General features: G+C 71.2%; 28 protein-coding genes. 10 read left to right on the top strand and 18 right to left on the bottom strand.

The window, feature by feature from the left end; translation table 11 throughout:
- Positions 1 to 144: 144 nt before the first annotated feature.
- Positions 145 to 729, bottom strand: a complete 585-nt coding sequence (locus ACFRIC_RS15210; RefSeq protein WP_382784890.1) for a dihydrofolate reductase family protein — start codon at positions 727 to 729, stop codon at positions 145 to 147.
- Between the two features lie 254 nt (positions 730 to 983).
- Between ACFRIC_RS15210 and ACFRIC_RS15215 the strand changes: the two genes are divergently transcribed.
- Positions 984 to 1,994, top strand: coding sequence for a sigma-70 family RNA polymerase sigma factor (locus ACFRIC_RS15215; RefSeq protein ID WP_382784893.1), 1,011 nt, complete (start codon positions 984 to 986; stop codon positions 1,992 to 1,994).
- Between the two features lie 33 nt (positions 1,995 to 2,027).
- Here ACFRIC_RS15215 and ACFRIC_RS15220 read toward each other — a convergent pair whose 3' ends face one another.
- Positions 2,028 to 2,945: an RNA polymerase sigma-70 factor gene (locus ACFRIC_RS15220; RefSeq protein ID WP_382784895.1), complete on the bottom strand. Its 918-nt coding sequence runs from the start codon at positions 2,943 to 2,945 to the stop codon at positions 2,028 to 2,030.
- On the bottom strand, positions 2,942 to 4,135 hold the full coding sequence (locus tag ACFRIC_RS15225; protein WP_382784898.1) for an NAD(P)/FAD-dependent oxidoreductase: 1,194 nt from the start codon (positions 4,133 to 4,135) through the stop codon (positions 2,942 to 2,944). The genes ACFRIC_RS15220 and ACFRIC_RS15225 overlap by 4 nt, the downstream gene beginning before the upstream one ends.
- Positions 4,136 to 4,455: 320 nt before the next feature.
- Between ACFRIC_RS15225 and ACFRIC_RS15230 the strand changes: the two genes are divergently transcribed.
- A complete protein-coding gene (locus ACFRIC_RS15230) occupies positions 4,456 to 5,160 on the top strand; it encodes a Clp protease N-terminal domain-containing protein (protein WP_382784900.1) in 705 nt (234 codons plus the stop codon).
- Positions 5,161 to 5,187: 27 nt separating this feature from the next.
- Here ACFRIC_RS15230 and ACFRIC_RS15235 read toward each other — a convergent pair whose 3' ends face one another.
- A complete protein-coding gene (locus tag ACFRIC_RS15235; RefSeq protein ID WP_382784903.1) occupies positions 5,188 to 5,484 on the bottom strand; it encodes a hypothetical protein in 297 nt (98 codons plus the stop codon).
- A gap of 214 nt (positions 5,485 to 5,698) precedes the next feature.
- Here ACFRIC_RS15235 and ACFRIC_RS15240 point away from each other — a divergent pair, with 214 nt between their 5' ends.
- The gene (locus ACFRIC_RS15240) at positions 5,699 to 6,067 is read left to right on the top strand and encodes a hypothetical protein (RefSeq protein WP_382785914.1); all 369 of its coding nucleotides are present in this window, start codon (positions 5,699 to 5,701) and stop codon (positions 6,065 to 6,067) included.
- A gap of 15 nt (positions 6,068 to 6,082) precedes the next feature.
- On the opposite strand, the gene ACFRIC_RS15245 is transcribed toward ACFRIC_RS15240, so the two are convergent.
- Positions 6,083 to 8,596 carry an ABC transporter substrate-binding protein gene (locus ACFRIC_RS15245; RefSeq protein ID WP_382784906.1) on the bottom strand — a complete coding sequence of 838 codons (2,514 nt, stop codon included), beginning with the start codon at positions 8,594 to 8,596 and terminating at the stop codon, positions 6,083 to 6,085.
- 351 nt (positions 8,597 to 8,947) lie between these two features.
- Here ACFRIC_RS15245 and ACFRIC_RS15250 point away from each other — a divergent pair, with 351 nt between their 5' ends.
- Positions 8,948 to 9,133: a hypothetical protein gene (locus ACFRIC_RS15250; protein ID WP_382784885.1), complete on the top strand. Its 186-nt coding sequence runs from the start codon at positions 8,948 to 8,950 to the stop codon at positions 9,131 to 9,133.
- Between the two features lie 55 nt (positions 9,134 to 9,188).
- On the opposite strand, the gene ACFRIC_RS15255 is transcribed toward ACFRIC_RS15250, so the two are convergent.
- The 4 genes from ACFRIC_RS15255 to ACFRIC_RS15270 all read right to left on the bottom strand — a co-directional run bounded on the left by ACFRIC_RS15255 (position 9,189) and on the right by ACFRIC_RS15270 (position 14,179).
- The gene (locus ACFRIC_RS15255; RefSeq protein WP_382784909.1) at positions 9,189 to 11,792 is read right to left on the bottom strand and encodes a lysylphosphatidylglycerol synthase domain-containing protein; all 2,604 of its coding nucleotides are present in this window, start codon (positions 11,790 to 11,792) and stop codon (positions 9,189 to 9,191) included.
- 60 nt (positions 11,793 to 11,852) lie between these two features.
- Entirely contained in the window at positions 11,853 to 12,551 is a 699-nt protein-coding gene (locus tag ACFRIC_RS15260; RefSeq protein ID WP_382784911.1) for a B3/4 domain-containing protein, read from the bottom strand.
- Between the two features lie 117 nt (positions 12,552 to 12,668).
- The gene (locus tag ACFRIC_RS15265; protein WP_382784914.1) at positions 12,669 to 13,316 is read right to left on the bottom strand and encodes an FMN-binding negative transcriptional regulator; all 648 of its coding nucleotides are present in this window, start codon (positions 13,314 to 13,316) and stop codon (positions 12,669 to 12,671) included.
- Positions 13,317 to 13,342: 26 nt separating this feature from the next.
- Positions 13,343 to 14,179, bottom strand: a complete 837-nt coding sequence (locus tag ACFRIC_RS15270) for an EamA family transporter (protein WP_382784917.1) — start codon at positions 14,177 to 14,179, stop codon at positions 13,343 to 13,345.
- 117 nt (positions 14,180 to 14,296) lie between these two features.
- On the opposite strand from ACFRIC_RS15270, the gene ACFRIC_RS15275 reads away from it, so the two are divergent.
- Positions 14,297 to 14,881 (top strand): helix-turn-helix domain-containing protein, encoded by a 585-nt coding sequence (locus ACFRIC_RS15275; protein ID WP_382784920.1) that lies wholly within the window; start codon positions 14,297 to 14,299, stop codon positions 14,879 to 14,881.
- Positions 14,882 to 15,035: 154 nt separating this feature from the next.
- On the opposite strand, the gene ACFRIC_RS15280 is transcribed toward ACFRIC_RS15275, so the two are convergent.
- Positions 15,036 to 15,998, bottom strand: a complete 963-nt coding sequence (locus ACFRIC_RS15280; RefSeq protein ID WP_382784923.1) for a Ku protein — start codon at positions 15,996 to 15,998, stop codon at positions 15,036 to 15,038.
- Between the two features lie 363 nt (positions 15,999 to 16,361).
- On the opposite strand from ACFRIC_RS15280, the gene ACFRIC_RS15285 reads away from it, so the two are divergent.
- From ACFRIC_RS15285 to ACFRIC_RS15295, 3 genes are read left to right on the top strand one after another with little or no spacing between them, the layout of a single operon-like run.
- Entirely contained in the window at positions 16,362 to 16,670 is a 309-nt protein-coding gene (locus tag ACFRIC_RS15285) for a cupin domain-containing protein (RefSeq protein WP_382784926.1), read from the top strand.
- Positions 16,671 to 16,708: 38 nt separating this feature from the next.
- Positions 16,709 to 16,888: a hypothetical protein gene (locus ACFRIC_RS15290; RefSeq protein WP_382784928.1), complete on the top strand. Its 180-nt coding sequence runs from the start codon at positions 16,709 to 16,711 to the stop codon at positions 16,886 to 16,888.
- Complete coding sequence (locus ACFRIC_RS15295; protein WP_382784931.1) at positions 16,885 to 17,448, top strand: DUF4402 domain-containing protein; 564 nt, start codon at positions 16,885 to 16,887, stop codon at positions 17,446 to 17,448. The genes ACFRIC_RS15290 and ACFRIC_RS15295 overlap by 4 nt, the downstream gene beginning before the upstream one ends.
- Here ACFRIC_RS15295 and ACFRIC_RS15300 read toward each other — a convergent pair.
- The 8 genes from ACFRIC_RS15300 to pnuC all read right to left on the bottom strand — a co-directional run bounded on the left by ACFRIC_RS15300 (position 17,429) and on the right by pnuC (position 23,152).
- A complete protein-coding gene (locus ACFRIC_RS15300; RefSeq protein ID WP_382784934.1) occupies positions 17,429 to 18,523 on the bottom strand; it encodes a S8 family peptidase in 1,095 nt (364 codons plus the stop codon). The two genes, ACFRIC_RS15295 and ACFRIC_RS15300, sit on opposite strands and share 20 nt — an antisense overlap.
- Before the next feature lie 185 nt (positions 18,524 to 18,708).
- A complete protein-coding gene (locus tag ACFRIC_RS15305; protein WP_382784937.1) occupies positions 18,709 to 19,209 on the bottom strand; it encodes a hypothetical protein in 501 nt (166 codons plus the stop codon).
- 10 nt (positions 19,210 to 19,219) lie between these two features.
- Positions 19,220 to 19,633 carry a transposase gene (locus ACFRIC_RS15310; protein ID WP_382784939.1) on the bottom strand — a complete coding sequence of 138 codons (414 nt, stop codon included), beginning with the start codon at positions 19,631 to 19,633 and terminating at the stop codon, positions 19,220 to 19,222.
- A 76-nt stretch (positions 19,634 to 19,709) separates the two neighbouring features.
- Complete coding sequence (locus tag ACFRIC_RS15315) at positions 19,710 to 19,961, bottom strand: hypothetical protein (protein WP_382784942.1); 252 nt, start codon at positions 19,959 to 19,961, stop codon at positions 19,710 to 19,712.
- Positions 19,962 to 20,157: 196 nt separating this feature from the next.
- Complete coding sequence (locus ACFRIC_RS15320) at positions 20,158 to 20,463, bottom strand: hypothetical protein (RefSeq protein ID WP_382784946.1); 306 nt, start codon at positions 20,461 to 20,463, stop codon at positions 20,158 to 20,160.
- Positions 20,464 to 20,545: 82 nt separating this feature from the next.
- On the bottom strand, positions 20,546 to 21,424 hold the full coding sequence (locus tag ACFRIC_RS15325) for an NAD-dependent epimerase/dehydratase family protein (protein ID WP_382784949.1): 879 nt from the start codon (positions 21,422 to 21,424) through the stop codon (positions 20,546 to 20,548).
- A gap of 31 nt (positions 21,425 to 21,455) precedes the next feature.
- On the bottom strand, positions 21,456 to 22,547 hold the full coding sequence (locus ACFRIC_RS15330; protein WP_382784952.1) for an AAA family ATPase: 1,092 nt from the start codon (positions 22,545 to 22,547) through the stop codon (positions 21,456 to 21,458).
- Positions 22,544 to 23,152 (bottom strand): nicotinamide riboside transporter PnuC, encoded by a 609-nt coding sequence (gene pnuC, locus ACFRIC_RS15335; protein WP_382784955.1) that lies wholly within the window; start codon positions 23,150 to 23,152, stop codon positions 22,544 to 22,546. Before pnuC ends, ACFRIC_RS15330 begins: the two co-directional genes overlap by 4 nt.
- 273 nt (positions 23,153 to 23,425) lie before the next feature.
- Here pnuC and ACFRIC_RS15340 point away from each other — a divergent pair, with 273 nt between their 5' ends.
- Both ACFRIC_RS15340 and ACFRIC_RS15345 read left to right on the top strand, forming a co-directional pair.
- A complete protein-coding gene (locus ACFRIC_RS15340; protein ID WP_382784958.1) occupies positions 23,426 to 23,956 on the top strand; it encodes a hypothetical protein in 531 nt (176 codons plus the stop codon).
- A 112-nt stretch (positions 23,957 to 24,068) separates the two neighbouring features.
- Complete coding sequence (locus ACFRIC_RS15345; RefSeq protein ID WP_382784960.1) at positions 24,069 to 24,536, top strand: DUF5959 family protein; 468 nt, start codon at positions 24,069 to 24,071, stop codon at positions 24,534 to 24,536.
- Positions 24,537 to 24,738 lie beyond the last annotated feature (202 nt).

A 24,738-nucleotide genomic window follows, 5' to 3' on the forward strand; every position in this document is an offset into this window, starting at 1 on the left:
GTGTCCCCGTGTGGGTGGGGGCCCGGGGGGGGCGGGCGCCCCCGCCCCCCGGGGGGGGGGGGGGCCCCGGGGGGGGGGGGGGGGGGGGGGGGGGGGGGGCCGCCGCCCGGCCCCCCCCCCGCGACCGCGGGCCCCCTCAGCCCCTCAGGGACTCTGGACGAACTCGTACGTCAGGAAGGCCAGCCCGTCGCCGATGGTCCTGGCCTCCACCAGGCGCAGCGGCCTTGTGCCGAGGGCCTCGCCGAAGAACCGCTCCCCGGCCCCGAGCACGACGGGGAAGACGACCAGCCGCACCTCGTCGAGGAGGCCGGCCTCGATCAGCGTGCGACCGAGCCGGTGACTGCCGGGGACGACGATCTCTCCGTCCAGTTCCCGCTTCAGTTGCGCGACCTCGGCCACGGCGTCGCCCCGCAGGACCGTCGAGTTGTCCCAGTCGGGTTCTCCGAGCGTCGAGGACACGACGTACTTGGGCATGCTGTTCAGGCGGTCCGCCAGCTCGCCGCTCCGGGGCCGCCACCGCTCCCCGAAGAACTCGTAACTCTTGCGGCCCAGCAGCCAGGCCTCGGCGCCCAGGGCCTCCTCCAGCGCGATCTTGCTCCACTCGGCGAGATCCGCGCCCCCGTACCGGGGGAACCAGCCTCCGAACGCGAAGCCCTCCGCACCGTCCGGGTCCTGGACCACTCCGTCGAGCGAGACGTTCTGCGGCCCGCTCATCACGATCTTTCCCATGTCCGATCACTCCTCGCGTCTACGTTGTCGACGACCACGTAGATGCAGGCGTCCGCCGGGACGGGAACTGGGCGCCGCCCGACCGCCCAGTTCTCGTCCCGGCCGGCGCCTGTACAGGATGGAAGCGCGGCGGGGCCCGGAAGCGGCAGGGTCCGGAGTCCGCGGGACTCGGATGTGGCGGGCCCCGGAATCCGCGGGACTCGGAAGAGGCGGGGCCCGGATGTGGTGGGGCTCCCAAGAAGGAGACGGTGACGATGGCGGCAGCCGATCTGATCGAGCGGGCGCGGGCCGGGGACGGCGACGCGTTCAGGGAGCTGACCGAGCCGCACCTCCGAGAGCTTCAGGTGCACTGCTATCGCATGCTCGGATCCTTCGAGGACGCCGAGGACGCCCTCCAGAACACCCTGCTCACCGCCTGGCAGAGCCTCGACGGGTTCGAGGGACGTGCCTCGCTGCGCACCTGGCTCTACCGGATTGCGACCCATCGGTGTCTCGACGCGCGCCGCGCGGCCGCCCGGCGCCCGGCCAAGGAGTGGAACGTGCCCGGAGTCGAACCGCCCGAGCCGACCCGGCTCGGCGAGATCGTATGGCTGCAGCCTTATCCCGGCGCCCTCCTGGAGGACGCGGCCGGGGCGCCGCTCGGCCCGGAAGCCCGTTACGAGCGGACCGAATCCGTCTCCCTCGCCTTCGTGACCGCCCTGCAGCTCCTGCCACCGCGCCAGGTCGCCGTCCTCGTCCTGCGTGACGTTCTGGGGTTCAAGGCGAGCGAGGTGGCCGACATCCTGGATTCCACCGTCGACTCGGTCAACAGCGCCCTCAAGCGAGCACGCGCCGGCCTGCGACGCGACCGGCCGTCGGCCGCCGCCGACCCGCCGCCTCCCGCCGCGGGCTCACCGGCCGAGGAAGCGGTCGTGGGGAGGTTCGTCCGCGCGTGGGAGTCCGCCGATGTCGACGCCCTGGTGGACCTCCTGACCGACGACGTCTTCATGTCGATGCCGCCGATGCCGTTCGAATACCAGGGACGGGATCCCGTGGCCCGCTTCTGCGCCGCGCTGTTCGACGCGGGCCGCAGGTTCGACCTCGTGCCGTCGCGAGCCAACGGCCAGCCGGCGTTCGGGGCCTACCTGCGTGGCCCCGACGGCCTCAGCCACGGCGTCGGCCTCTACGTCCTCACGCTCACCGGCGATCGGATCAGCGCCCTGACCCGATTCGACAACAGCGTGCTGCCCTGGTTCGGGCTGCCCCGCTCCCTCCCGAGCCGCTGACCGGAGCCGGCGGGGAGGCACGAGCGGGGGGGCTCAGCGGAGTTCGTACCGGATCCCGTCGGTGATCGCCTGGAGCTTGTCCGGGTTGGCCACGTTGTGGATGGCCGAGATGCGTCCTTCCGGGTCGAAGTCGAACGTCAGCGTGGCGATCACGCGGTCCGGGCCGCGGAAGACCACGCCTGGGCCTCCGTTGACCGAGGTGAGCTCGGCCCGCATCTGTCCGGGCTCGACGCCCTGATAGCTCATGGTGCCGAGCGCGGCGAACCAGCGGGCGACGGTCTCCAGGCCGACGACCGGCTTGAGTGCCTGGCGGACCTTGCCGCCGCCGTCGGTCCACAGCGTCACACCCGGGGAGAGCAGCTCCATGAGGGTGTTGAGGTCGCCGCCCGTGGCCGCCGCGAGGAAGCGCTCGGTGACGTCGCGTCGGCGGGCGCGGTCCCCGGGGTAACGGGGCCTGCGCGCCTGGACGTGCTCGCGGGCGCGGTGCCCGGCCTGGCGGACCGCCGACTCCGAGCGCTCGACCGCCTCCGCGATCTCCCCGTAGCTGAAGGCGAAGACCTCCTTCAGTACGAAGACCGCCCGCTCCAGGGGACTGAGCGTCTCCAGGACGACCAGCAGGGCCATGGAGACGGAGTCCGCCGAGGCGACGCCGTCGGCGGTGTCCGGGCCGGTGAGGATCGGCTCGGGAAGCCAGGGCCCGACATATGTCTCACGTTGACGGCGGGTCGAACGCAGGCGCTCCATCGCCAGGTTGGAGATGATCCGCGTCAGATAGGCCTTGGGGTCGGCGACTTGGGAGCGGTCGGCCGCCGACCACTTGAACCAGGCGTCCTGTACGACGTCCTCGGCGTCGGCCGCGCTGCCGAGCAGGCGGTAGGCGACCGAGAAGAGCAGGGTGCGGTACTGCTGGAAGGCGAGCTGGTCGGGGCCGGCCTGGTGCGGCTGGATCATTTGGCGCTCCGTATCCGGGTGTAGCGGCCGCCGTGCGGCCAGAACGCGCCCATGGCGGGCATCTTCTTCATACGCGCGAAGGTCGGCCACGGCGCGGCGGTGACCGTCTCCTTGTACCTCGCCGCCCGCTCGCCGGTCAGGACGATCCGGCGCGGACGGGTGTCGGGTCGGGTGAACTGCACGACGCCGTCGTTCCGGCCCAGGCTGACGGGCGTGTGGTAGAAGCCGAAACGGAAGGGCCTGGGGTCCTTGCCCGCCGCCACCCGCAGGATCGAGAGGGCCGCGTGCACGCCGGTGGGCATGCCGCCCTGGCAGGTCCCGTGCATCACGCCGTAGCCCTGGCGGACCGCCGCCGCGTCGCCCACGGCGTAGACATCGGGGTGGGAGACCGACCGCAGAGCGCTGTCGGTGACGACACGGCCGCGCTCGTCCACGGTCAGGCCCGCGGCGGCCGCCAGGGGCGAGACGCGGGTTCCGCTGGTCCACAGCACCGCGTCCGCCGGGATCGCGGAGCCGTCCGCGAGCTCGACGCCGTCCGGCAGGACCTTGGACACCTCGACACCGGCGTGCACGCGGACGCCGAGCCGGGCGAGGCCCGCGTCCACGTGGGCCTTGGCCCTGGGGTGCATGCCCGCGCCCGGTTCGTGCCGTCCCAGCAGCACCACCTGGAGCTCGGGGTGCCGTTCGGCGATCTCCGCGGCGGCCTCGACACCGGTGAGTCCGCTGCCACCGACGACGACGGTCCCGCCGCCCAGCCGGGCCAGCCGGCCGGCGAGCAGGGCGGCGTTCTCCGGGCTGTCGAGGGTGTACGCGTGGTCGTCCACTCCGGGGACCGCGACGGTGTCCGCGACGCTCCCCAGGCCGTAGACGAGGGTGTCGTAGCGCAGGACCCGGTCGTCGTCGACGCGGACGGTCTTCGCCCGGGTGTCCACGGCGGTGACCCAACCGCGGACGAAGGCGGCGCCGGTGCCGTCCAGCAGCTCCCTGATGTCCATCTCGGCCGTCTCCTGGCCGGTGGCGGTCATGTGCAGCCGGAGCCGCTCGGTGAAGGTGTCGTAGGGGTTGACCAGCGTCACCCGGAGGTTCCCGCGCTTCCTGGTGCGGGCCGCGAGCTGGATCGCGGCGGCGAGTCCGGCGTAGCCGGCACCCAGGACCAGAACCTCTTGCCGTTGCGCTGTCGTCGAGTTCATCGCGCTGCCACCGCTTTCGTATGGGTCGTTCTCGCTGTGCGGACGACCACCAGACGCAAGCTCCCTTTCCTTTCGTGACATGAGGCCGATGTGACCCGCGCCACGAGATGGCGAGCGGGATCGGTTCTCGCGGTCACTCGTGTTGCCGCTCGTTGTGCCGGCGCTTCGAGCGATTCGGCCACGGATCCCGAGCCCTTCGATCACGACCCGTTCGACCCTAACTGCCGTAACGGTCAGGCAGGTTCGATCGGAGGGCATGGAATCCAGACATGCGTCAATTTCAAGTTGACGATCGACAATCGTCAACTTAAGATTGACGCATGAGTCCACTCGACATCAGCCTCGCCGACCTGATCGCCCGACTCGACGAGGAATTTCCCGAAGCCGACGAACTGGCCCGCATCAGCGAGGCGCGTCTTCGCGCCCAGACGCTGTCCGACCTCGGAGACCAGCTCATCGACCACTACGTCAGCAAGGCCAAGCGGACCGGGGCGTCCTGGACCCAGATCGGCGACGCCATCGGGGTCTCCAAGCAGGCCGCCCAGCAACGCCACGCGCCCGCGCCCTTCGAGCGGTTCACCAACCTGAACCGGCATGGCATCGTGCTGGCGCAGGAAGCCGCCCGAACGCACAAGCACGACTTCATCGGCACCGGACACCTCCTGCTCGGCCTGCTCGGTGAACCACGAGGTCTGGCGTACGAGTTGCTGCTGGCGAAAGCCGAGTCCGAGCAGCGCGTCCGCGAGGCGATCGAGGAGGCGCTGCCGCCGGTGGGGGAGAAGGCGCTGCGAGGTCACATCGCCTTCCGACCGGAGAGCAAGGAGGCCATCGAGCAGGCGCGCCACGCGTCGGCCGACCTCGGCCACGACCGGGTCGGCACGGAACACATGCTGCTGGGCCTGATCCACGCCGAGGAGAGCACGGCCGGGCGGGTCCTGCGCACCCTCGGCTTCACACCGGAGGAACTGCGCGAGACGGTCAGGGCCGAGGCCGCCGCACGGCCCGCCGCGCACGACGAGCGGTAGGGACTCCGTCCGCGGTGTTCGCGGGGGTCAGGCAGGCGGAAGCGGTCCGGCCTTGGCGACGGTGCCGGTCCACCAGTCCGGTTGATCGGATGCCTGCCAGAGGACCTCAAGCCGGCGGCAGGTGAATTCCTCTGCCTTCCGGAGGAGGGCCGTCTGCGCGAGGTCCGGCTCGGACGAGGACGGAGGATCGGCGAGTGCGCCGTCCGCGATGCCGACTGGTCCGGTGAAGTAGACGGCGTACCGCCATCCGTCCGGAGTTCGGTACAGGACGACGTGCGTAGGTGTCCCGAGGGTGCGCCAGTACGGCTTCCGGTTCCTTGCCATACCGGCACGGTACTGCTCCTGGTCGGACTCACCGCGGCGCTGGTCCACGGCCGCCCACCCCGCGGATGCCTTCTCGCGACGCCCGAAGCGGCTGATCCCGGTGCCAATTCCTTTGCGTGACCGTGCAGTTCACCCTAGCGTGCAAGCGCAGAGGAATGGGACGGTGCGACCGGGCAGCGCGCCACACGAACGAGGAGCAACCGCCGTGGGAACCATGGTCTCGGTCAGGGGTTGGCTGGAGTGTGACGACCAACAGCTCGCCCAGATCAAGGAGATCGTGGAAGCGGACGATCCGGAGCACACCTACAGCGGGGGCTGGGCGTTCCCTCCTCGGCAGTACAACTACGTGAAGTGGGCCTTCTACGGAGGCAACATCCGCGCGGTGGCCCTCGACTGGTTCGAGGAGAGGCTTCGTCAGATCGCCCGGATCCCGGCCTCCTACCCGGATGAGAAGTACGACGAGAGGCCCCGTGGGCTGTTTCTGCTCAGCCACGACGTCGACGGCATGAGCGAGTGGCGCGTCTGCGACGGCGGCCTGGTGATCGGCGTCCCGGACGGTGACTACCGCTATCTCGACGCGTAGCCGGATCACGATGCGTCAGGAAGGTGCGGATCCGCTGGTGACGGTGGACCAGCGGCCCCCGGCCACCGAGCACACCGTCAGACCCCGGTTGCGGGTGTCGCCGTACTCGTCGAAGGCGACACGGCCGGTGACACCGTCGAAGTCGAGCCGGGACACGGCCTGTCGCATCTTCGCCCGGGCGCCCTGGGGCAGGGTGCCGCCGTTGTCCTTCACGAGGGACTTCACGGCCTCGATGAGGCTCCAGGTCGCGTCGTAGGCGTACGGTCCGTACCAGTTGGCCGTGTCCTCGTACCCGGCCTCGTCGTACCGGGTGACGAAGTCCGATCCGCCCGCCAGATCCTCGGCGGCCACGCCGATGTTGACGGCGAGGTCGCCCGCGGTCTTCGGACCGGAGGTGATGTATCCCTCGGTGAGGATGCCGTCGCCGCCCATCAGGGGGATGTCGGCTCCGGCCTCCTTGAGCTGTTGGGAGAGCGGCCCCGCGGTGTCGTAGTAGCCCCCGAAGTACACGGCGTCGGCGCCCGATCCCCGGACGCTCGCGGCCAGGTCGGAGAACTCGGTGCCGCCGGGATCGACCTGCTCCGCGCCGACCACGGTTCCGCCGAGCTTCTCGAACTCGGCCTTGAACCCGGAGGTGAGACCGGTGCCGTACACGCTCTTGTCGTCGACGACGTACACCTTGCTCTTCCCGGCCTCGGTGTGGAGGTAGCGGGCGGCGAACGGGCCTTGGTCCACGTCCGTGGCCACCGTACGGAAGTACGTGTCGTACGGGCGGGACTTGGTGCCGGCGGCCCAGTCGGCGCCCAGCGTCAGCTCGGGAGCGGTGTTGCCCGGTGAGACGCTGACCAGGTCCGCCTGGTCCAGAGGGGCCACGAGCGTCCGGGCCACGCTGGAGTTCAACGGCCCGACGACACCGAGCACCTTCGCGTCGGACACGAAAGCGGCCGCGTTCTGCCCGCCCTTGACGGGGTCGGACGCGTCGTCCAGGGTCTTGATCTCGAACTTCACCCCGGGCACGAGCCGCTTCTTGTTCGCGGTCTTGACCGCGAGTTCGGCGGAGTTCCGGATGCCGAGGCCCATCGGGGACATTCCCCCGGTGATCGGAGCGTCCACTCCGATGACCACCGTCACGGCGGACGCCGAGGCGCCGCCGCCGGGCGACCCGTCGTCGCCGGACTTCTTGTCGTCTCCCGAGAGGGTCCAGGTCAGGACGGAGCCGGCCGCGAGCGTGGCCAGTGCCGCGCCCAGGACCACGGAGCGTCGGGTGAGGGCGCGCGCCCGTACGGGCGTCCGCTCGTCCTTCTCGATCCCGGCCGTCGTCCCCAGCGTGACCACGTCCTCGGTCGGGGGCACGGGCACGGGTGCTGGGACGGACGGCGGATCGGTCGGCCGGTCCGGAACAGGGGTCTCGTCCGGCACATGGGCCTCGTCCGGGACGGGGGTCTCGTCCGGGACGGGCGGGTGGTCCGGTAGGTCCGGAACGGGGATCCGGGGGTCGGCCGGGGACGCTCCGGAGTCCAGCACCGTGGGCTCGTGCGGCGTTCCCGGCGCACCGGGCCCTCCGGCCGTGGGAGGCCTGCGGGGCTTCGGGGGCGCGGAAGGCGGCGCGTGCTCCGTAGCCGCGTCCGCGACGGAATCACGCCCGGCTTCCGGACCGTCCTCGGGCCCCGGCTTCCGCTCCACGGCCACCTCGTCCCGCGCCGGGAACGAACGCAGCACCGACGCCAGCATCCCGGCGGCTTCGGCGGCGCCCACCCGCTGCTCCGGGTCCTTCGTGAGCAGCGCCTCCAGTACGGGCGCCAGCGGGCCGGCGTGGACCGGCGGGCGGTGCGGCCGCGTGAAGACGGCGACGGCCAGGGCGTGGAGCCCTTCCGCCTCGAACGGCGGCTGCCCCTCGACGGCGTGGTAGAGGGTGGCGCCGAGCGCCCACAGGTCGTTGGCGGGCGTCGGACGCTTGCCCTCCAACTGCTCCGGCGCCATGTACTGCGGCGTACCGATGACGATCCCGCTGTGACTCAGCTTGGTCGTGGCGTCCGCGAGGTGCGCGATGCCGAAGTCGGTGAGGACGACCCGGTCCTTGGTCAGGAGCACGTTGTCCGGCTTGATGTCGCGGTGGACGATCCGCGCCTCGTGTGCCTCGGTGAGGGCGTCGAGCATGGCGGCGCCGATCTCGGCCACCCGCCGAGCGGGCAGCCGGCCCTGCCCGCGGATCGCGGCGGCCAGCGACTCACCGCGTATGAACTCCATGACGATCACGGGGGCGCCCTGGTGCTCCACGACGTCATGGATCGTGATGATTCCGGGATGGCTGAGAGTCACCGCGGCGCGGGCCTCGGCGGCGAAGCGCCCGAGCAGGGTGGCGCGGTCGCGTTCCTCCATCCCCGGCGGGAAGAGGATCTCCTTGACGGCGACCTCGCGTCCGAAGAGCTGCCGGTCCAGGCCACGCCAGACCCGGCCCATACCGCCCTGGCCGACGCGTTCGACCAGCTCGTAGCGGCCGGCGATGAGTTCGGGATTCTGCTCGGTCACGCGGACACTCTAGGTGCTGTTGTGCCGTTCGTGTGAAGGAAAGATGGCTTGATCGTGCCCCTGGGGGCGAGGTGGGGTGGAAGGGCGGGCGGCGGTCACGGGCCGTGGAGTTGGTGAGGGCGCGTGGCGCTCGCTTCCTCGGCGCGGACCCAGCCTCCGGCCGGGGCCCGGAGCATGCCGGCCGAGTCGGGTTCGTTCCGCCCGGGCCGTCCGGCGATGACCTCCGCCACACCCGTTTGTCCTTCCGATGCGGCCCCGCGCATGTGAAGCTGCTGGATCGTATGAACCATGAACCACCGGTCGGTCGGGGTGCGCCCCGTGTGTGCCGGTGAGGGCAGAGAGGATGGCTGCATGTCGACTGCGAAGCGTCGGTACAGCCTGACGTGGACCGATCCGGACGGTGCGCCGCAGGCCTCCGCGGGTCGCTACGACAAGCGTTCCGCCACGCGGCGCCGCCGTGCGCTGGAGGCGGTCGGCTGTACCCGTGTCGAGGTCGTCGTGGTCGAGCCCGGGGAGCTTCCCGAGCCGGCGATCTGACCCGCGCCCCTCGGCACCCACACCGGGCGTTCGGACGGCCCGTCGAGGACAGCTCCTAGAGCAACTGCTTGCGGACCAGGTGGCTGAAGGCGAGCCAGCCCGGGAGTACCGGAAGCCAGAAGGTGAGCAGTCGGTGCAGCAGCACCGCCGAGAACGCGGTCGCCGCCGGCAGCCCCGCCAGGGTGAGGGCGCTGGCCAGAGCCGTCTCGACGCCCCCGATACCGCCGGGCGTCGGAATGGCCGAACCCGCGGCGCTGCCCACGAGATAGGCGAAGGCCAGGGGTGCGAAGCCGAGCGAGTGGCCGAACGCCCGTACCGAGGCGTCCAGGCAGGCGATGTAGGAGAGATTGAGCAGCAGGATGCCGCCGAATCCGGTGATCAGCTTGCTGGGCCGCTGGAGCAGATCGAGCAGACGCGGCAGGACGCCCGAGAACAGCGCCCGTACCCGCGTGGTGGCGAATCTGCGGAGCCGCGGAACGGCGGCGACCGCCAGCACGAGCGCGGCGACGGCGAGCAGCGCGCCGATCACCAGGGTCGCGCTCGACGGGGAGAACAGGGTGGTGTCCTGAGTGCCCGTCGCATAACCGAAGGCGAGCAGGAGCACCACATGGCCGACGCCACCCGCCAGTTGGGAGGCGCCCACGCTCGCCACCGCGAACCCGGGCCGCACCCGGTTGCGTTGCAGGAAACGGGTGTTGAGCGCGATACCGCCGACGGCCGCCGGAGCGAGCGCGAACGACGAGGCGAGCTGGGCCAGGACGGTCCGGCCGAACGGGATCCTCTCCGGGACGAAGCCGAGCAGGCTCATCGCCGCCGCCACATAGGTCAGGGCGGAGAAGCCCAGCGCGACCACGACCCAGGTCCAGTTGGCCTGTTCGACGAGCGCGCCGAAGTCGAGCGTGACCAGTTGGGAGAGCAGATAGCCGGCGACGGTGACACCGCCGACGAGGGTGATCAGTGTGCGCGGCCTGATCCGCTCCAGCCGGGCCGGGGCGACGGCGGCCTGCGGGCGGATGAGCAGCACCTGCCGGCGGATCCGGGCGAGAGCGTCGTCCTCGTGGGTGTCCTCCGACGTGCTCTCGTCCGCCGAATCGACCGCCGCATCGACGGCCCGTGAGAGTTCCTCGTGCTCTCGTTCCGTACGTTCCTTGGCGAGCCGGCGGAGCGTGGCCCGGGTGGAGCGGCTGAGCGCGATCGGCTGGAGCATCGGCAGGCTGCCGGCGACGGCGTCGGGGCCCAGGATCCGCGTCGCGGAGGCGACCGAGCGCTCGGGGCCGATCCGCAGGGCGAGCGTCGTGAGCAACTGGGCCGTGTCCAGCCGTAGCAGGATATCCCCGGCGGCGATCTCGCCGCGGCCCAGTTCGGTGACGTGGACGGCGCCGGAGTCGTCCACCAGCAGCGCGTCCCCGGTCAGCCGCCGGTGCGCGATGCGCCGCGCGTGGAGCGTGCGGACCTGCTCCCAGATCCCGTCCAGGACCCTGTCGTCGATCTCCTCGTCGGCCAGCAGGTCCAGGGGGCGTGCCTCGATGTGCTCGTGGACGAGCATCACCGCGTCGGGGCCGAGCTCGTAGGCGCCGATCAGCCGCGGCGTGCGCGCTCCCGCCGAGGCCGCCGCGTACGCCAGCAGCGTCTCCTGCTCCATCGTCTGGCGCAGGGACTGCAGACTGCCGCGCTCACTGATCGGGCGCATCACCAGGTGACGCCAGGCGCGGTGCATGAAGTCCTGGGCCTGCTGCTCCCGGTCGACGACGGTGACGTCGAGCGGCGGGCCGTCCTCGCGTTCGACGCGGTACCGGCGGCCACGCTCGGCGGGGGAGGACTCGGGGCCGTCGGCCAGCCGCCGGGCGGTGACCGCCGTCAGGCCGGCCCGCCGCAGCGCCGCCGGCAGCGAGAGGGCGGTGGGTCGCACGTTCGGTGACCCGACCACGTAGACCGTGCCGCAGCCGACGCTCCAGCCGATCAGCAGAGTGAGCACCACGGAGGACAGCGTGGCGTATCCCCCGGCCAGCATCGCGAAGGCGTTCAGTACGAGCACCGCCCACAGCACCGCCCGCCAGCGGGGGCGCCGCGCCATGCCCACCGCCGTCATGAAGGCGACGGCCGGGGCGGCGTATCCGTGCACCGGGTCGGTGATGCCGCCGTCGGGTGCGGCCCGGGTGAGCGCGTCGTGGACGGCGAAGGGCGCGAGGGTCGTCACCCACAGGCCGGTGCCGAGGGCGACGGCGTGCGCGAGGACGGCGGCGAGCACTCCGTCAGGGACGCGCGCGCCGTCCCGCCGGATCAGCCGTTCGACGGCGAACACGACCGGGACGAGAAGCAGGGCCAGGTTGGCGGGGAGGCCGAGGAAGCCGGTCAACAGGCGGGACGTGTGGGTCGTGGTGCGCGAGACGTCGTGCTCGACACCGGACGTGGTGGCGTGCGCGCCCCAGGCCACGATGAGAAGCAGGGCGATGCCGAGCACGCCTATGAGGAGGCGCAGCAGGTCGTCAGGACGGCGGGACCGGGCCGCGAGCGGAGGCTCTTCACTGCCGATCCGGTCCTCGGTGCGGACCGTGGGCGACTTCAGGCTCGGTCGGTTCAACTGTTCGGCCTCAACGGTCCGGTGACGTCCTCTCGCGTACGGCTCGTCCTCACCGGACCGCCCCCTTTTGCCCGGCATACCCTACCCGCGCTCCTCGACGTCATGGTCGACTCCGCGGCAGGGGCGAGCGCCGGTGGATCAGGCGTCGGCGCCCGGGCCGAGGTAGTCGACCGTCGTCCGCGTCGCGTGCGGGGCGAGCAGCTCCTGGAGTTCGGCTGCCGAGGTCGTGAGGAGGTGGCCGTCGCGGCCGGCGTGCAGCGTCTCGAGGATGAACGCGACGTGGGTGGAGTCGTGGGTGACACGGGTGCGGTGCGCGTCGCGGTGGTTCCAGTGCCGGGTGAGGACGCCGGTGGTGTCGGCGTAGACGACCTCGCCGGGGCGGGGGTTCTCGACGGTGTCGGGCTCGCCGAGCGGGGTGAAGGTCTCGCCGCCGTCGGCATGGCGGATCTCGACATCACCGGTGACGTGGTCGAGGTCGAAGGCCCCGGCGGGCAGCCCGTGGCGGACGGAGACGACGTTGTACGAGTCGACGGCCGCGTTGATACGTGGCAGCGCGCCCTTCTTGGAGAGTCGGCGGCCGAGGGCGTCGACGCTGGGCCGGGTGCGGCGGGGGTTGGTGCCGAAGGAGCGGTAGGCGGTGTGCCATGCCTCGATGCGCGGATCGCTCTCGTCGGCGGGAGCCCAGGAGGCGTCGGCGAGCTGCCGCTCCAGCTCCTCGACGGCGGTGGTGGTGGCGGGCCACGGCTCGTGGCCGCGCAGGCCGGTGGCGGTGACGACGGCGATGAGCGAGTCGGGGAAGTCGGCGGCGACGGCGGGGCTGATGCGGAAGGTGGTCATCCGGGGGTCCGTTCCGGGTGGAGGCCGAGATGGAAGTGATGGACGCGATGGACGCGATGGAAGTGAAGTGATGGAAGGTATGGACGCGACGGAAGTGGCGGTGTCCGAGGGGTGCGGTCAGGGTGTCCAGGGCCCGATGCGGTCCAGGCGGCGGAGCTGCTGTGTCGCGGTGGGTGCGTCCAGGCCGGTGCCGCGTTCGGTGAGCCGGCGGGCGGTGTCGGTGCGCTGCTCGACGGGCTTGTGGTCGTCGTACTTGAACTTCGCGCGCACCGCGGTGACGTCGAGGCGCAGGCCGCGGATGCCGGTGAGCATCCGTCCGTAGGGAGGCCGGCCGGGTTCGATGGGGGCGTGGTCCCCCTCGGGCTGGAAGTGGGCCATCTGGCGGCGCAGCAGTTCGGCCTTGGCCTCGGGTTCGTCGACGATCGCCGCCCGGCAGGTGAACTGGACGGCCGCGTAGTAGCTGGTGGGGACACCGTCGGTGGGCGGGATGCCGGGCTGGGCGCGCCAGGGCCCGGGGACGAAGGCGTAGTCGCCGCTCACGGAGAACGTGACGTTCGGATCGGCCTCGATCGCCTTCCAGACGGGGTTGGGGCGGGCGAGATGGACGAGCAGGCACGTGTCGTCGACGACGAAGTGCGTGGGCACGACGGCGGGTGCCTGTCCGGGGAGGCCGTTGACGCTGAGGATGCCGAAGTCGTGGCCGTCGGCGATCCAGGTCCGCCATTCGGCGTCGTCGAGGGCGGCGTCCCAGGGCTGGATGAACATGCGGGTCCTTCCGGACGCATACGGGATCAGGTGAGGGCGAGTAGGCCGACGGCCACGGCCGCGGTGCCGAGCCCGACGAGCTGTCCGCGATGGATCCGCTCGGCGAGCACACCGCGGGCGAGCAGGACGGTGCCCGCCGGGTACAGGGCGGTGATCACGGCCACGACGGCCAGATCGCCGCTGCGGGCGGCGAGCAGGAACAGCAGATTCGCCACCGAGTCCAGCACACCGGCGGTCATCGACATCGCGTACGCGGGCTTCTCCGAGCCCAGCCGGCGACGCGCCAGTCCGGCCGCCGCGAGGACGACGGCGGAGGAGACCGCGCGTCCGACGACGAGTGGTCCGACGCCGCTGTCCGAGGGCGCCTGGTGCAGGAACACGAGCTGCAGCGCGATCGCGGCCCCGGCGCCGAAGGCCAGCAGCAGCGCGGTGCGCGACGGCCGCGTGGTCCCGGTGCCGCCTCCGGCGCTGACCAGGACGACCGCTGCCAGTGCCAGCGGCAGCCCGATCAGCCCGGCCGGGCCCAGGTTCTCGCCCTGCAGCATCCCGACCCCGGCCGGCAGCAGGGCCGAGACCAGCGCGGTGAGGGGCGAGAGGACGTTCATCGGGCCGATCGCCAGGGTGCGGTACAGCAGGGCGAACGCGGCGGCCGACGCGAGACCGGACGCCGCGCCCCAGGCGAGTGTCGCGGGGGAGAAGGAGGCGCCGAGGAAGGGCCACAGCAGCAGTTCGACGGTGAGCGAGGCCGGGGCGGCGATCATCACGGTGCGCAGGACGTGGGCCTTGCGGGCGCCGAGGCCGCCGAGGAAGTCGGCGCATCCGTAGGCCAGGGAGCTGCCCAGGGCCAGCAGCAGAGCGATCACGGGTACATCCCTTAACATCAATGGAACGACTACACCGTACAACGCACCGACCGACTCGTGTCAACCGAACGACCGTGTGGTGCAGTGCAATGAACGCGCCGCCAGGAGGGGAGACCGATGACCGAGACCGATGCGGCCCTGCGGACGCTCGCGCAGAACGTCAGGGCCGCCCGCACCCGCGCCGGGCTGTCCCTGGACGAGCTCGGCCGCCGCGCCAAGGTCAGCAAGGGCGCCCTGGTCGGTCTGGAGAAGGCCCAGGGCAACCCGAACTTCGCCACCCTGGTCCGCCTCGCCGACACCCTCGGCATCTCGGTGTCCGCCCTTATGGAAGGACCGACCGAAGGCCGTGTCCGCGTGGTGAGCGCCGATGCCGTCATGCCCCTGTGGGCCGGGGAGAAGGGCAGCGAGGCGCGGCTGATGCTGACCACCTCGGGACCCGCCCCGGTCGAGGTGTGGCGCTGGAAGCTGGAACCGGGCGACGAATATCCCAGTCACCCGCATCAGGCGGGCGTCGTGGAGACCGTCAGCGTCACGGCCGGACGGATGGTGCTCGTCGTGGACGGCACGGAACACGCCCTGGAGACCGGCCAGACGGCCACCTTCGACGCCGACACCCCCCACACCTACCGCGGATCGGGTGACCGGACCTGTCACCTGATCATGACCGTGCACATTCCGCTGGCTCCCGGCTCCACGGGGTGACGTGCTGCCCGGACCGCCGGGCGGAAGCGTCGTCCCACAGGGGGGCCGGGCGGGCAGGCTCGGCACCCGCGGGGTCGTGGCGTCGGAGAGGCCTGTGCCGAACCCCGGTGTGAGGCGCCGCGCCGGCGGGGCCGGCCCCCGCGGAACCCCGGATTCAGGCGCTGCGCCGCGGTTTGCGCGCCGCCGTCTTCTTGGCCGGCTTCTCGGCGGGCTGCTTCTTCGCCGTCCTCGCGGTCGCCGTCTTCTTCGCCGCGCTCTTCTTGCCCGAGGTGCCCGCGGTCTTCTTGCTCGCGGTCTTCTTCCTGGGCATGTCGTGGACGGTGGCGTCGTCGCCCCGGGACTTGCGGGCCTTGGCCACGGACTCCTTGAGCGCCGCCATGAGATCGACGATCTGCCCCGGCGCCTCCGCGGGCTCCTCGGCCGTGGGCGGTTCGCGGTGCTCGCGCTTCGCGTCGATGAGCTGCTCCACCGCCTCGGTATACCGGTCGGTGAACTCCTCGCCCTCCAGATCGTCGCGGGTCAGCCGTTCGATGAGCTGCTCCGCCTGGGTGATCTCGGCGTCGGTGAGTTCGATCTCCTCCGGCCTCAGTTCCGCGGGGTCGCGGATCTCGTCGGACCAGCGCATCGCGTGCAGCACGATGACGTTGTCGCGGACCCGGAGCAGACCCAGCCGCTCACGACCGCTCCAGGCGTACTTCGCCACGGCCACCTTCGACGACCGCTCCAGGGCCTTCCGAAGGAGCGTGTACGGCTTGACGGCCACGTTGCCGTCCGGCTGGAGGTAGTAGCCGTCGCCGATCTGGATCGGGTCGATGGAGTCCAGCGGCACGAACGCCTCGATCTCGATGGCCTTCGCGGTCGGCAGCGGTATCTCCCGCAGCTCCTCGTCGAGCACCGGGATGATCGTGTCCTTGCCCCACTGGTAGCCCTTGCCGATCTCGGACTGCGCGACCTCGCGGTTCTCGATCTCGCAGATCTTGCGGCTCCGGACCCGCCCCATGTCCTCCAGGTGGACCTGGTGGAAGTGGATGCTGTGGTCCTCCCGGGCGTTGACCACGTGGATCGGCACGGTGACCAGGCCGAAAGAGATGGCGCCGGACCACACGGTTCGGGGCATGGGGGACCTCCGCGACAGGAGCCGAGGATTTCGGCTCTGCAGGCGCACTCAGGGGTGGACGGTCGCGGAACGGACGGCTGCACGCCGCCCGCGGGCTCGACCGTCGGCGAGCTCACGCCGTGACCCCACAGCGTGCCTGCGCACCACGCTACGAGGGGGAGGCCGCCTGTGCCACTCACGTCGGCGACGGTGGTGCTCTCGCCGGCACGCAGGTCAGAGGCCCTGCCGGCCGAGCGGACGGCGACCACGGCCGAGGACGGCCCCGCCCCGCCGCCGTGGCGTCCGGCGGCTAATCTGCACCTCGGGATCTTGCCTCACCGGTCCGCGGCACGGGTGCGGCAACCGACGACGAGGAGATCAGCCATGACGACGACCGCCCGCGCCACCGTGCAGCACGAAGACGAGCGGATACGGGTCACCCGCTGGGACTTCGAGCCCCAGGAGAGCACCGGCCGCCACGTGCACGAGTACGACTACCTCGTCGTCCCCGTCACCGACGGGCACACCGACGTGATCACCCCCGACGGCACCGTCACCACCGCGCAACTGCGCGCGGGCGAGTCCTACACGCGTCCGGCCGGCGCGGAACACGAAGTCGTCAACGCCGGCACCGCCGCGCTGGCCTTCGTCGAGATCGAACTGAAGCGGCCGGCCTCCGAAGCCGGCGAATAGGCCGAGCACCCGGTGCCCCGCGCGGCTACGGTACGGCGATGACCCGAACCCGTCGTCCGGCCCCCGCGAGGATCGCCACTCCCACGGCCACTGACGGCATCGTCTCCATGTCGACCACGGCCTTCTTCCACGATCCGCTGTGGGGCCCGGCCTTCCCCGACACCTCGGGACGCCCCGGGTGTGCGGCGGCCACGCGGCGCCCGGCCCCGGCTCGTTGACCGGCGAGCCCCGCGAGTCCGACGGCGCGGACCGGGAACCGGACGAGCACATCCGCTTCGCCGCCTACCTCGTCCAACTGGATCAGGTCGCCGAAGCGGACGAGATCGACCTGGTCTGCCATGTGCTCAGCGACCCGGACCGGACGATGGCCCAGTCCGCCGTGGTGCGGCACGTGGACCGGCGGGCCGAGGACCTTCACCTCGGGCCCGCCTACGAGGCTTGGGCATTGGCGATGGCCCAAGCCGCCGGCGACCGTCCCTTCCTGATCCGCCGCCTGGAGGAGTGGTCGCTCTTCCGCGCCGTCAGGCTCGGCCTGTCCTGGGACGCGGGCGACCTGATCGGGGCGTCCGACTGGCTGCAGCTCAAGACCGCAGCGATGTCGGACGTCGTGGCCCCGTCGGGAACCGCGGTCTCGTCGGGCACACCAGCCGCGTCCGGTACCCCGGCCGCGTCGGCCGCCGCCTTCGAAGTTCTCGCCGAAGGCGGCCGCACCCGGCGGATCCGCAACACCGCCGCCGGAAGTCTCCGGCTCGGTCGGGTCAGAGGCCGCCGGTGTTGAGCAGCCTGTTGGGGGTGTCGGAGCGGACCCCGTGCAGGACGCCGGTGGTGGCCGTGTGGTCGAGCCAGACGTGGACCTCGCGGGCCGTGGCGTGGGGGTGCGCCGACAGGTACAGCGCGATCACGCCGGTCGCGTGGGGCGCGGCCCAGGACGTCGCCCCGTCGTTCTCCGTGGTCGTACCGCCGCCGGCGAGGGCCGCGGTCACCTTCTGGCCGGGCGCGTACAGGTCCACGCATCGCCCGTAGCCGGAGCCGTAGGAGCCGCTGTCGGTCCAGGGGCGGTCGTTCGGGGTGGAGGCCGCCACGACGATGGTCCCGGGGACGCCGGCCGGGGAGTGCTTGCAGGCGTCGTCGTGGAAGTTGCCGGCCGACACCACGGTCGGGATGCCCGCGTCGACCATCTTCTTCACCGCGGACTCCAGGGTCGCCGACCGGTGGGCGAGGTTGAGGGACATGTTCACCACCGCGGGCTTCTGCGCGTGCGCGGTGACCCACTTGACCGACTTCACCAGGGCCGCCTCGGCCGCCGCCGCGGAGCCGCCGCCCGAGCTCTCGCAGACGATGCCCTGGACCCGTACGAGATCCGCCTTGGGCGCCACCCCGTACTTCTTCCCGCCGATGATGCCCGCGACGAACGTGCCGTGACCGGTGCCCGCCTCGCTGAAGCAGTCCCCGGAGTCGCGCGATCCGACGAAGTCGGCGCCGAGGTGGGCGCGACCGCCGAACTCCGCGTGGGCGATGTCCAACCCGGTGTCGATGACGTAGACGTGGACGCCCTTGCCCGTCGCGGTGGTGGTGAGCTTCCCGTTCAGGGGCCGCGACCGCTGGTCCAGGATGTCGAGGTTCCACGGCACATGCCGGGTGGTGGGTGCCGCGGCGGTCAGCGCGGTCTTGGACGACGTCCCCGAGTCACCGCCGGACGTCGGCGCCCATCCGGACGAGGCCTTGCCCGCATAGGGCGCCACGTCCCCGCCCGAGCCCTTGCCGTCCGCCGCTCCACCACCACAGGCCGAGGCCCCGAACACCGCCGCCAGAGCCACCACCACAAGCCCGGCCTTCGTCACGTTCCGCGTCACGATTTCCCCCGTTTCCCTGCCACGTACACAGTCAGCGCACAAGACGACCACAGGGGGCGGGCGGTTCCGGCGGGCCGTGGGCGGGTGCAACCGGCCCGCGCCGACGGCCGAGGGCGACCGTTCCGAGGTAGATGTATCCGCGCTTCCCAGGGCAAGTGGCCAGGGCCCGGGACCTCGATGCCCCCTCACTGCAGGGCTCCTGCGCGGCGGCCCTCGGTGAGCAGCGTTTCCACCAGCCGCGATTTCACGCCCGGTGCCAGGAACGTGAGGGGTTTGGCGGTCTGGTTCCGGTGGATCTCCATGCGGTGCCCTGCCATGTAGAGGTCCACGACGGTTGTCTGCTGGATACCGGTCACGTCGCTCCAGGCCACGGAATCGGTCACCCGGCCGAAGCGGTTGGTCATGGCCACCCCCTCCGCCAGGAGGTAGCACCGGTTCATGCCGAGCCGGGCGGTCAGCAGACGCCATCCGAACGTCACGGTGTAGACCGCGATCACCACCGCCGTCGTCCAGGCTAGGTTCCCGTCGACCTGGTCGGGGGTGAACACGGTGAAACCGGCCATGAAGACCCAGGCGATCAGCAGGAATCCCCGGAGTATCTGCAGCAGGGTGCCCGCCAACGGGGTCATGAGGGCGTAGTCCCTTCGGATCGGACCGAGGCCCAGTCCGGACACGCGAGTGCGCACGATTCCCCCATCAGCCAGATCCTCCGAGCCCTGACGTGCGGTCGGCAAGGCAGGGCATACCCCTGCGCACGAGGGATCGAACAGGCTTGACCTGGATCGTGCCGGCCGGTCCCGGCGCAGGGGCACGGAGGCGGGACCGGCCGACGCGGTCGTCTCGGGCATCACCGTGTACGAGACTGCCGTCTTCCCGCTCACGCCCGCAAGTACCGTTCCGCAGCCACCGACGGAACAGGTCGTAGACCCGGCTCCACGGTCCGTACTCGACAGGGGCGTTCCGCCATGGAACACCGGTCCGGACACGGAACCGTACGCCGTCGATCAAACCCCGCCGAGGCCGGACGGGCGGCCGTCCCGCCCTTGCACCCTTCGGCAACAACGTTTCCAGCGCCCCCCATTGCTCGTCCGTGAGTTCTCCCCGACCCATGAACCGTGATCATTCACAGCCTGAGATCCACTTTCGACTCACGCCCTAGGTCGCGGCCCCCGACCTCAGTGTCGGGTCAGCGGTGTTGGCCGCCCTTCTTGAAGGACCGGAGTTGGGAGCGACCGTCGGGGTGCGGCCGCCTGCGGCGACTCGCCTGGAGTACCAGGTGCGTGACGACGGTGGTCGGGACGAGGAAAGCGGCTATCCATGACGTGCGCAGTGTGATGTCGGCCAAGGACGTGGCCGTCTTCCAGCCGTGGGGCAGACCGAGGAGAAGGGCCGAGATGAGCAGCGAGAGCACGGCCGACGCCAGCACGGCGACAGCCACCCGGCGAGCAAGCCCTTCCCGCCACACGCTTGCGGCATCCCGAGCCATACTGCCTCCCTCACCCGTCGTGCGGGCATTCTTGCTCAGTACCTACGCCGGGCGACAGAACACCGTCAACTAGGCAGTACGAAAAGGCCGAGCCGGCGCACACCGTTGCTTGACGATCAATTGGAGCTCCTGGACGAGGACTTGGTGCCTACCAGAAGGTGCGGGTGACCCTGTCGGGCAGGTGGCCCTGTCGCTCTGTCTCTCGGAGTACCGCCGCTGCGGCAGTCAGGAATGCCCGGCGGAGTTCCGGGTTCGGATCGGGGTTCTCGACGGTTCCGACGTTCTTGTCGAGGCGGGTCTCGCCGAGGGGCGTGCCTTCCGGTGTGCACGGGCGGGCGAGCGTTTCCTCCGGGTCGATCAGGAGGTGCCCGGTCGCGCCTTCTATGGATTCCCAGGCGTAGACGGTTCCCGCTTCGAGAGAACGGGTCTTCCTGCACGCCAGTGAGGCTGTCACGGGGATGTCCTCCGGTTCGTACGGGTCAGCGATGCGATCGCCCGAAGCCTAGTTACAGCCGTCCGCCGTGGGGCCCGCGCGCTCATGAGCTCTGACCATCGGCCGTGTCGCGCAGGAGTTGACGGACTCCGCGAACAGGGCGGTAGCCGAAGGCGTTCGCGGCGGCGGTCGAGTCGTAGACCCGGTCCAGGCGATCGGGCACCGGCCATCCTCGGTCACGGAACGCCTCGACGACGCCCGGAGCCCGACGGGCGAGGACGGCGGTCGCGTCACGGTGAAGGGAGAGGCAGTCCTCTCGGCGGAACGGGTGTGGTCCGGAGATGTTGAACGTGCCGGTCACGGACGGGTCCGTCGCGGCCAGGACACCCGCTGTCGCGACGTCGGTCACGTCGACGGCCCGGTGCAGCAAGTGCCCCGCCAGCACGGGCAGTGGCTCCGGAAAGCATCGCGCTATGCGGAGCGTGACCGAGGAGACGCCGCCGGCGGCGATCAGGTCCTCGGCGGCCAGCTTGGTCTCGTCGTAGATGTCCCGGGGGAGCGGGGTGAGTTGCTCGTCCACCCAGACCGCGCGGTCGGTGGGCACCAGGGCATGGCCGTAGACGCTGGTACTGCTGATGTAGAGGACACGCCGGACGCCGAAGTGGGCCGCGTCGTCGAGGAGTTCCGCCGTCACGCCGACGTTCACGGCGCGGAACTCTTCGTCGGCCACGCGCCCGACGTGCGGGGCGTGGAGCGCGGCCGCATGGACCAGGACGTCGGCCGACCGCAACACGCTGCGCCGCGCGCGGCGAACTCGTAGATCCGCGACAGCAGTTGTCCAACGGCCCGGCACCCGGTCCAGGCCGTGGACCACCCAGCCGGCCGCGTCGAAAGCCGCGGCCAGAGCCGACCCGACCCGGCCCGAACTCCCCGTGATCGCGACAACCCCGCCAGGACCACCCTCCCGCTGCCCCAAGCGCATCCCCAGATTGTGCGTCAGACCCGTGCGGTCGTCACCGGTTCTCCGGAAGCGGGTCGGAGAAGTGCCAGCCCTCGGCGAGTAGGTCGTCCACCGCCGCCACCGCGGTGCGCAGCCGCTCCTCGGGGCTGCCGGTGACCAGCAGGAACCGGCGGCCGGTGCGCTCCAGTTCCTCCCGGAACCGGCCCGTCATCCACGGGCGCAGGTGCGGGCCGTCACGCAGGCCGTCGTCCTCGAAGGGAACGCCCTCGTGGTCGGTGAGCAGGTACAGGTGGCGCCGGGTGCGCTCGGCGACGGCCGCCACCTCGGGGCAGGGCGCTCCCAGGTAGCGCTCGTGCCAGATCGCCGTGGCGAACGAGTCGGTGTCGCAGAAGAGCACCGGGGAGCCGCGGCGGGCCGCCCGCTGCTCGTCGTCGTCCTGGCGGCGGGCGATGACGGGGAACTCCTCGGAGGTGAACTCCACTTTGCTCCAGTCGGCGCCGGGATCGGTGGCCCGCAGGGCGGCGAGCTTCTCCTCGCTGAACGCGCGCCCGTACTCGGGCACCCAGCCGGTGTCCGCCCAGACACCGCCGCGCGCACGGTAGTGGGCGGCCAGCGCCCGCGAGAGGGTGGTGGTTCCGGTGGACTCCGCGCCGAGGACGACCACGCGCCGGGTGAGCGCCGCGCGTACCCCCGGGCCGAGAAACGTCCAGCAGCCCACCGGATCCTTGCGTACGGCCGTGCCGGAGACGGGGTACGTGGTCCGGTCGAGGTCCACGCTGACCTCCGCCGCCCCGAACCGGCGGGCCAGCTCGGTGCCGTACGACTCGGAGGTGAACACGGCGTCCACCGGATCCGGGACGGCCGAGCGGAAGACCGCCATGTGGGCGTCCCACACCGCGGGGTCGTGCAGGTCGACCGCGTGGTCGTCGACGGCGCCGACGACCTCGGCCTCCGGGTGGGCCTCCCGCATCCACGCCACCCGGTCGGCGAGCGGCACCGACTCCACGGAGGCGGCGCAGACGAGGACGGTCAGCCGGTCGCACTGCGCGAGGGCGGTGCGGACGAGGTGGTGGTGGCCGGCGTGCGGCGGATAGAACTTGCCCAGGACCAGGCCGTGTCGGTACGTGCGGGCGACGGCGTTCACGCGGCCACCACCGTCGCGGAACGGGAGCCGGCCGCCACCAGGGTGCGCCGCCAGCCGAGCAGGCCGGCCACGCACAGGGCGAGGAAGCCGACGTACAGCAGCGAGGTCAAGTACAGGCCCTTGTAGGCGTACAGCGGGATGTAGACCAGGTCGGCGGCGATCCACAGCCACCACGACTCCAGCAGTTTGCGGCACTGGCCGTAGGTGGCCGCGAGGGAGAGGGCGGTGGTGAGCGCGTCCCAGAAGGGGACGGTGGAGTCGGTGGCCCGGTCCAGCAGCAGGGTGAGGGCGACCGTGCCCAGCACTCCGGCCGCTGCCAGCCAGGTCCATTCGGCACCTGTGGTGCGGCGCACCGGCAGGGATCCGGCGGTGGCCGGTCCGGCACCGCGGGCCCACGTCCACCAGCCGTAGGCGGCCAGCGCGATGAAGACGACCTGGAGACCGGCGTCGGCGTACAGGCCGGCCTGGACGAAGAGCACGATGAAGAAGACGTTGTTGGCTATGCCCACAGGCCAGTTGGCGATGTGCTGGCGCGCCACCAGCCAGACGCAGACGGCGCCGCTGGCGAAGCCGAGCGCTTCGGTCAAGCTGAGGTTCCAGTTCACGGACCCACTCCTTAATAGTCGCCCTGACTATAAATAGAAGGGTGCGTGGGGGCAAGGTATTTGCATGCGCTCGCAGGGGCCCCGTGGCGGTCGCCCGGACGGCCGGAAGGCCTGGCGCTGATGCCGCGGATGCGTCACGGGTGGACCAACCGACGGCCAACAGTGCATGTCTGTATGGGAGTTGGGGAGGTGCGTGATGCGTCGGCGTAGATGTCGGCGGCATAGTGAAGGTCGCACGCGTCCAGGGAACAGTGCGGGCGGAGGGGGGAACTCGTGGTGCGCTACGCCCACTTCCAGTTGATGGCCGCCGTCGAGTCGAGCATCGCCCTGGCCGTCGCGGCGCCGGTGGTCCTCGGTGTGCGCGGGCTGTCGTCCGTCGAAGGGTGCGACGTGACTTACGCCGTCCTCGGCGTTGCGGGGTTGAGCGCCTTCTTCGGCCTGTCGGCGGGCCTGACACGAGTGCGTTGCCTCGGCGGCGAAAGGCACTACTTCGACGCCGCTGTGCCCCTGTTGGACCCCGGGGCGGTGCTCCCCTCCACGCGACGGTCTCTGCGCCACAGCTTCGATGGCAGCTCCGCCGTCGTCTTCGGACTGCTGTTTCTGGTCATGGGTTTGGTCTGGAACTTCTGGACCGTCCTCTTCGCCTACGGCCTGGTGGCGCCGGAGCGGGTCGCCCGAGGCCTGTCCGTGCTGCTCTGGGAGCGGCGCCACGGCCTTCTTCTCTGGCGGGGCCGAGTCGAGGAACAGCTTCTGGAGCACTGGCGATCGCTCTATTCCTCGCCCCGAGCCACGACGGCGGGCTGACTCCGCTGACCGGGCCGACCGGGCTGAGAACCTTTGACGCAACGCCCCCGTACAGCCGAGCTCTAGTGCAGATGCATGATGGCGAGGGTCGATGCGAGAGTAGGGAGCGAGGGTGGCCGAGGGCAGCACCGTGGATCTCATCCGTCTGGCCGACGGTGAGAGCAGTCTCGAGGTTCGGGTTCTCGGCCGGACGATGCCGGGGGTGTTGACCCTGCACGACTACCTCGATGCGGAGATCGTCGTCACGAGCAGGTTCGCCCGAGGCCGCCTCGACGTGTGTCTGGCGCCGGACGACTTGGACAGTTGGTCACAGGTTCTGGGGGAACTCGCGGCCGGGCGGGACGCCGTCTGGATGGATGACGGGCGCAACCCCGAGATCCGCTTCGAGCGGGCCCGTCAGGAAGGGCTTGCCGTGTTCGTGGTGGAGGACGCGGCAGCATCAGGGACGTCCGTCCGTGTCCCGGTGCGCCTGGCCGGTGGATGGGTCGATGAGCACCACGAGCGCCTGCGGCGGGTCCGTGCCGCTTGGCCCCAGGAGGTCGTGGAGACCTCTCCCGGCGCCTACGAATGGCGGCGCTGAGCCGTCGAGAACCGGCGCCGGCCGATGGGTGCGCCGGCCAGGGTGAGGAAGGCTTCGTGGACGTCGTCGCGGATCTCGCAGCGGATCCGCAGGCGGCGGGAACGCACCCGGGAGAAGTCCAGGACGTTCGCGCCGCGCGCAGCTTCGGGAGGAGGGTCCCATGCGGCCGGGGCCAGTTCTGACACCACCACCCGCGGTCGGC

It is taken from the genome of Streptomyces sp. NPDC056738, assembly GCF_042790435.1.
GTDB lineage: Bacteria > Actinomycetota > Actinomycetes > Streptomycetales > Streptomycetaceae > Streptomyces.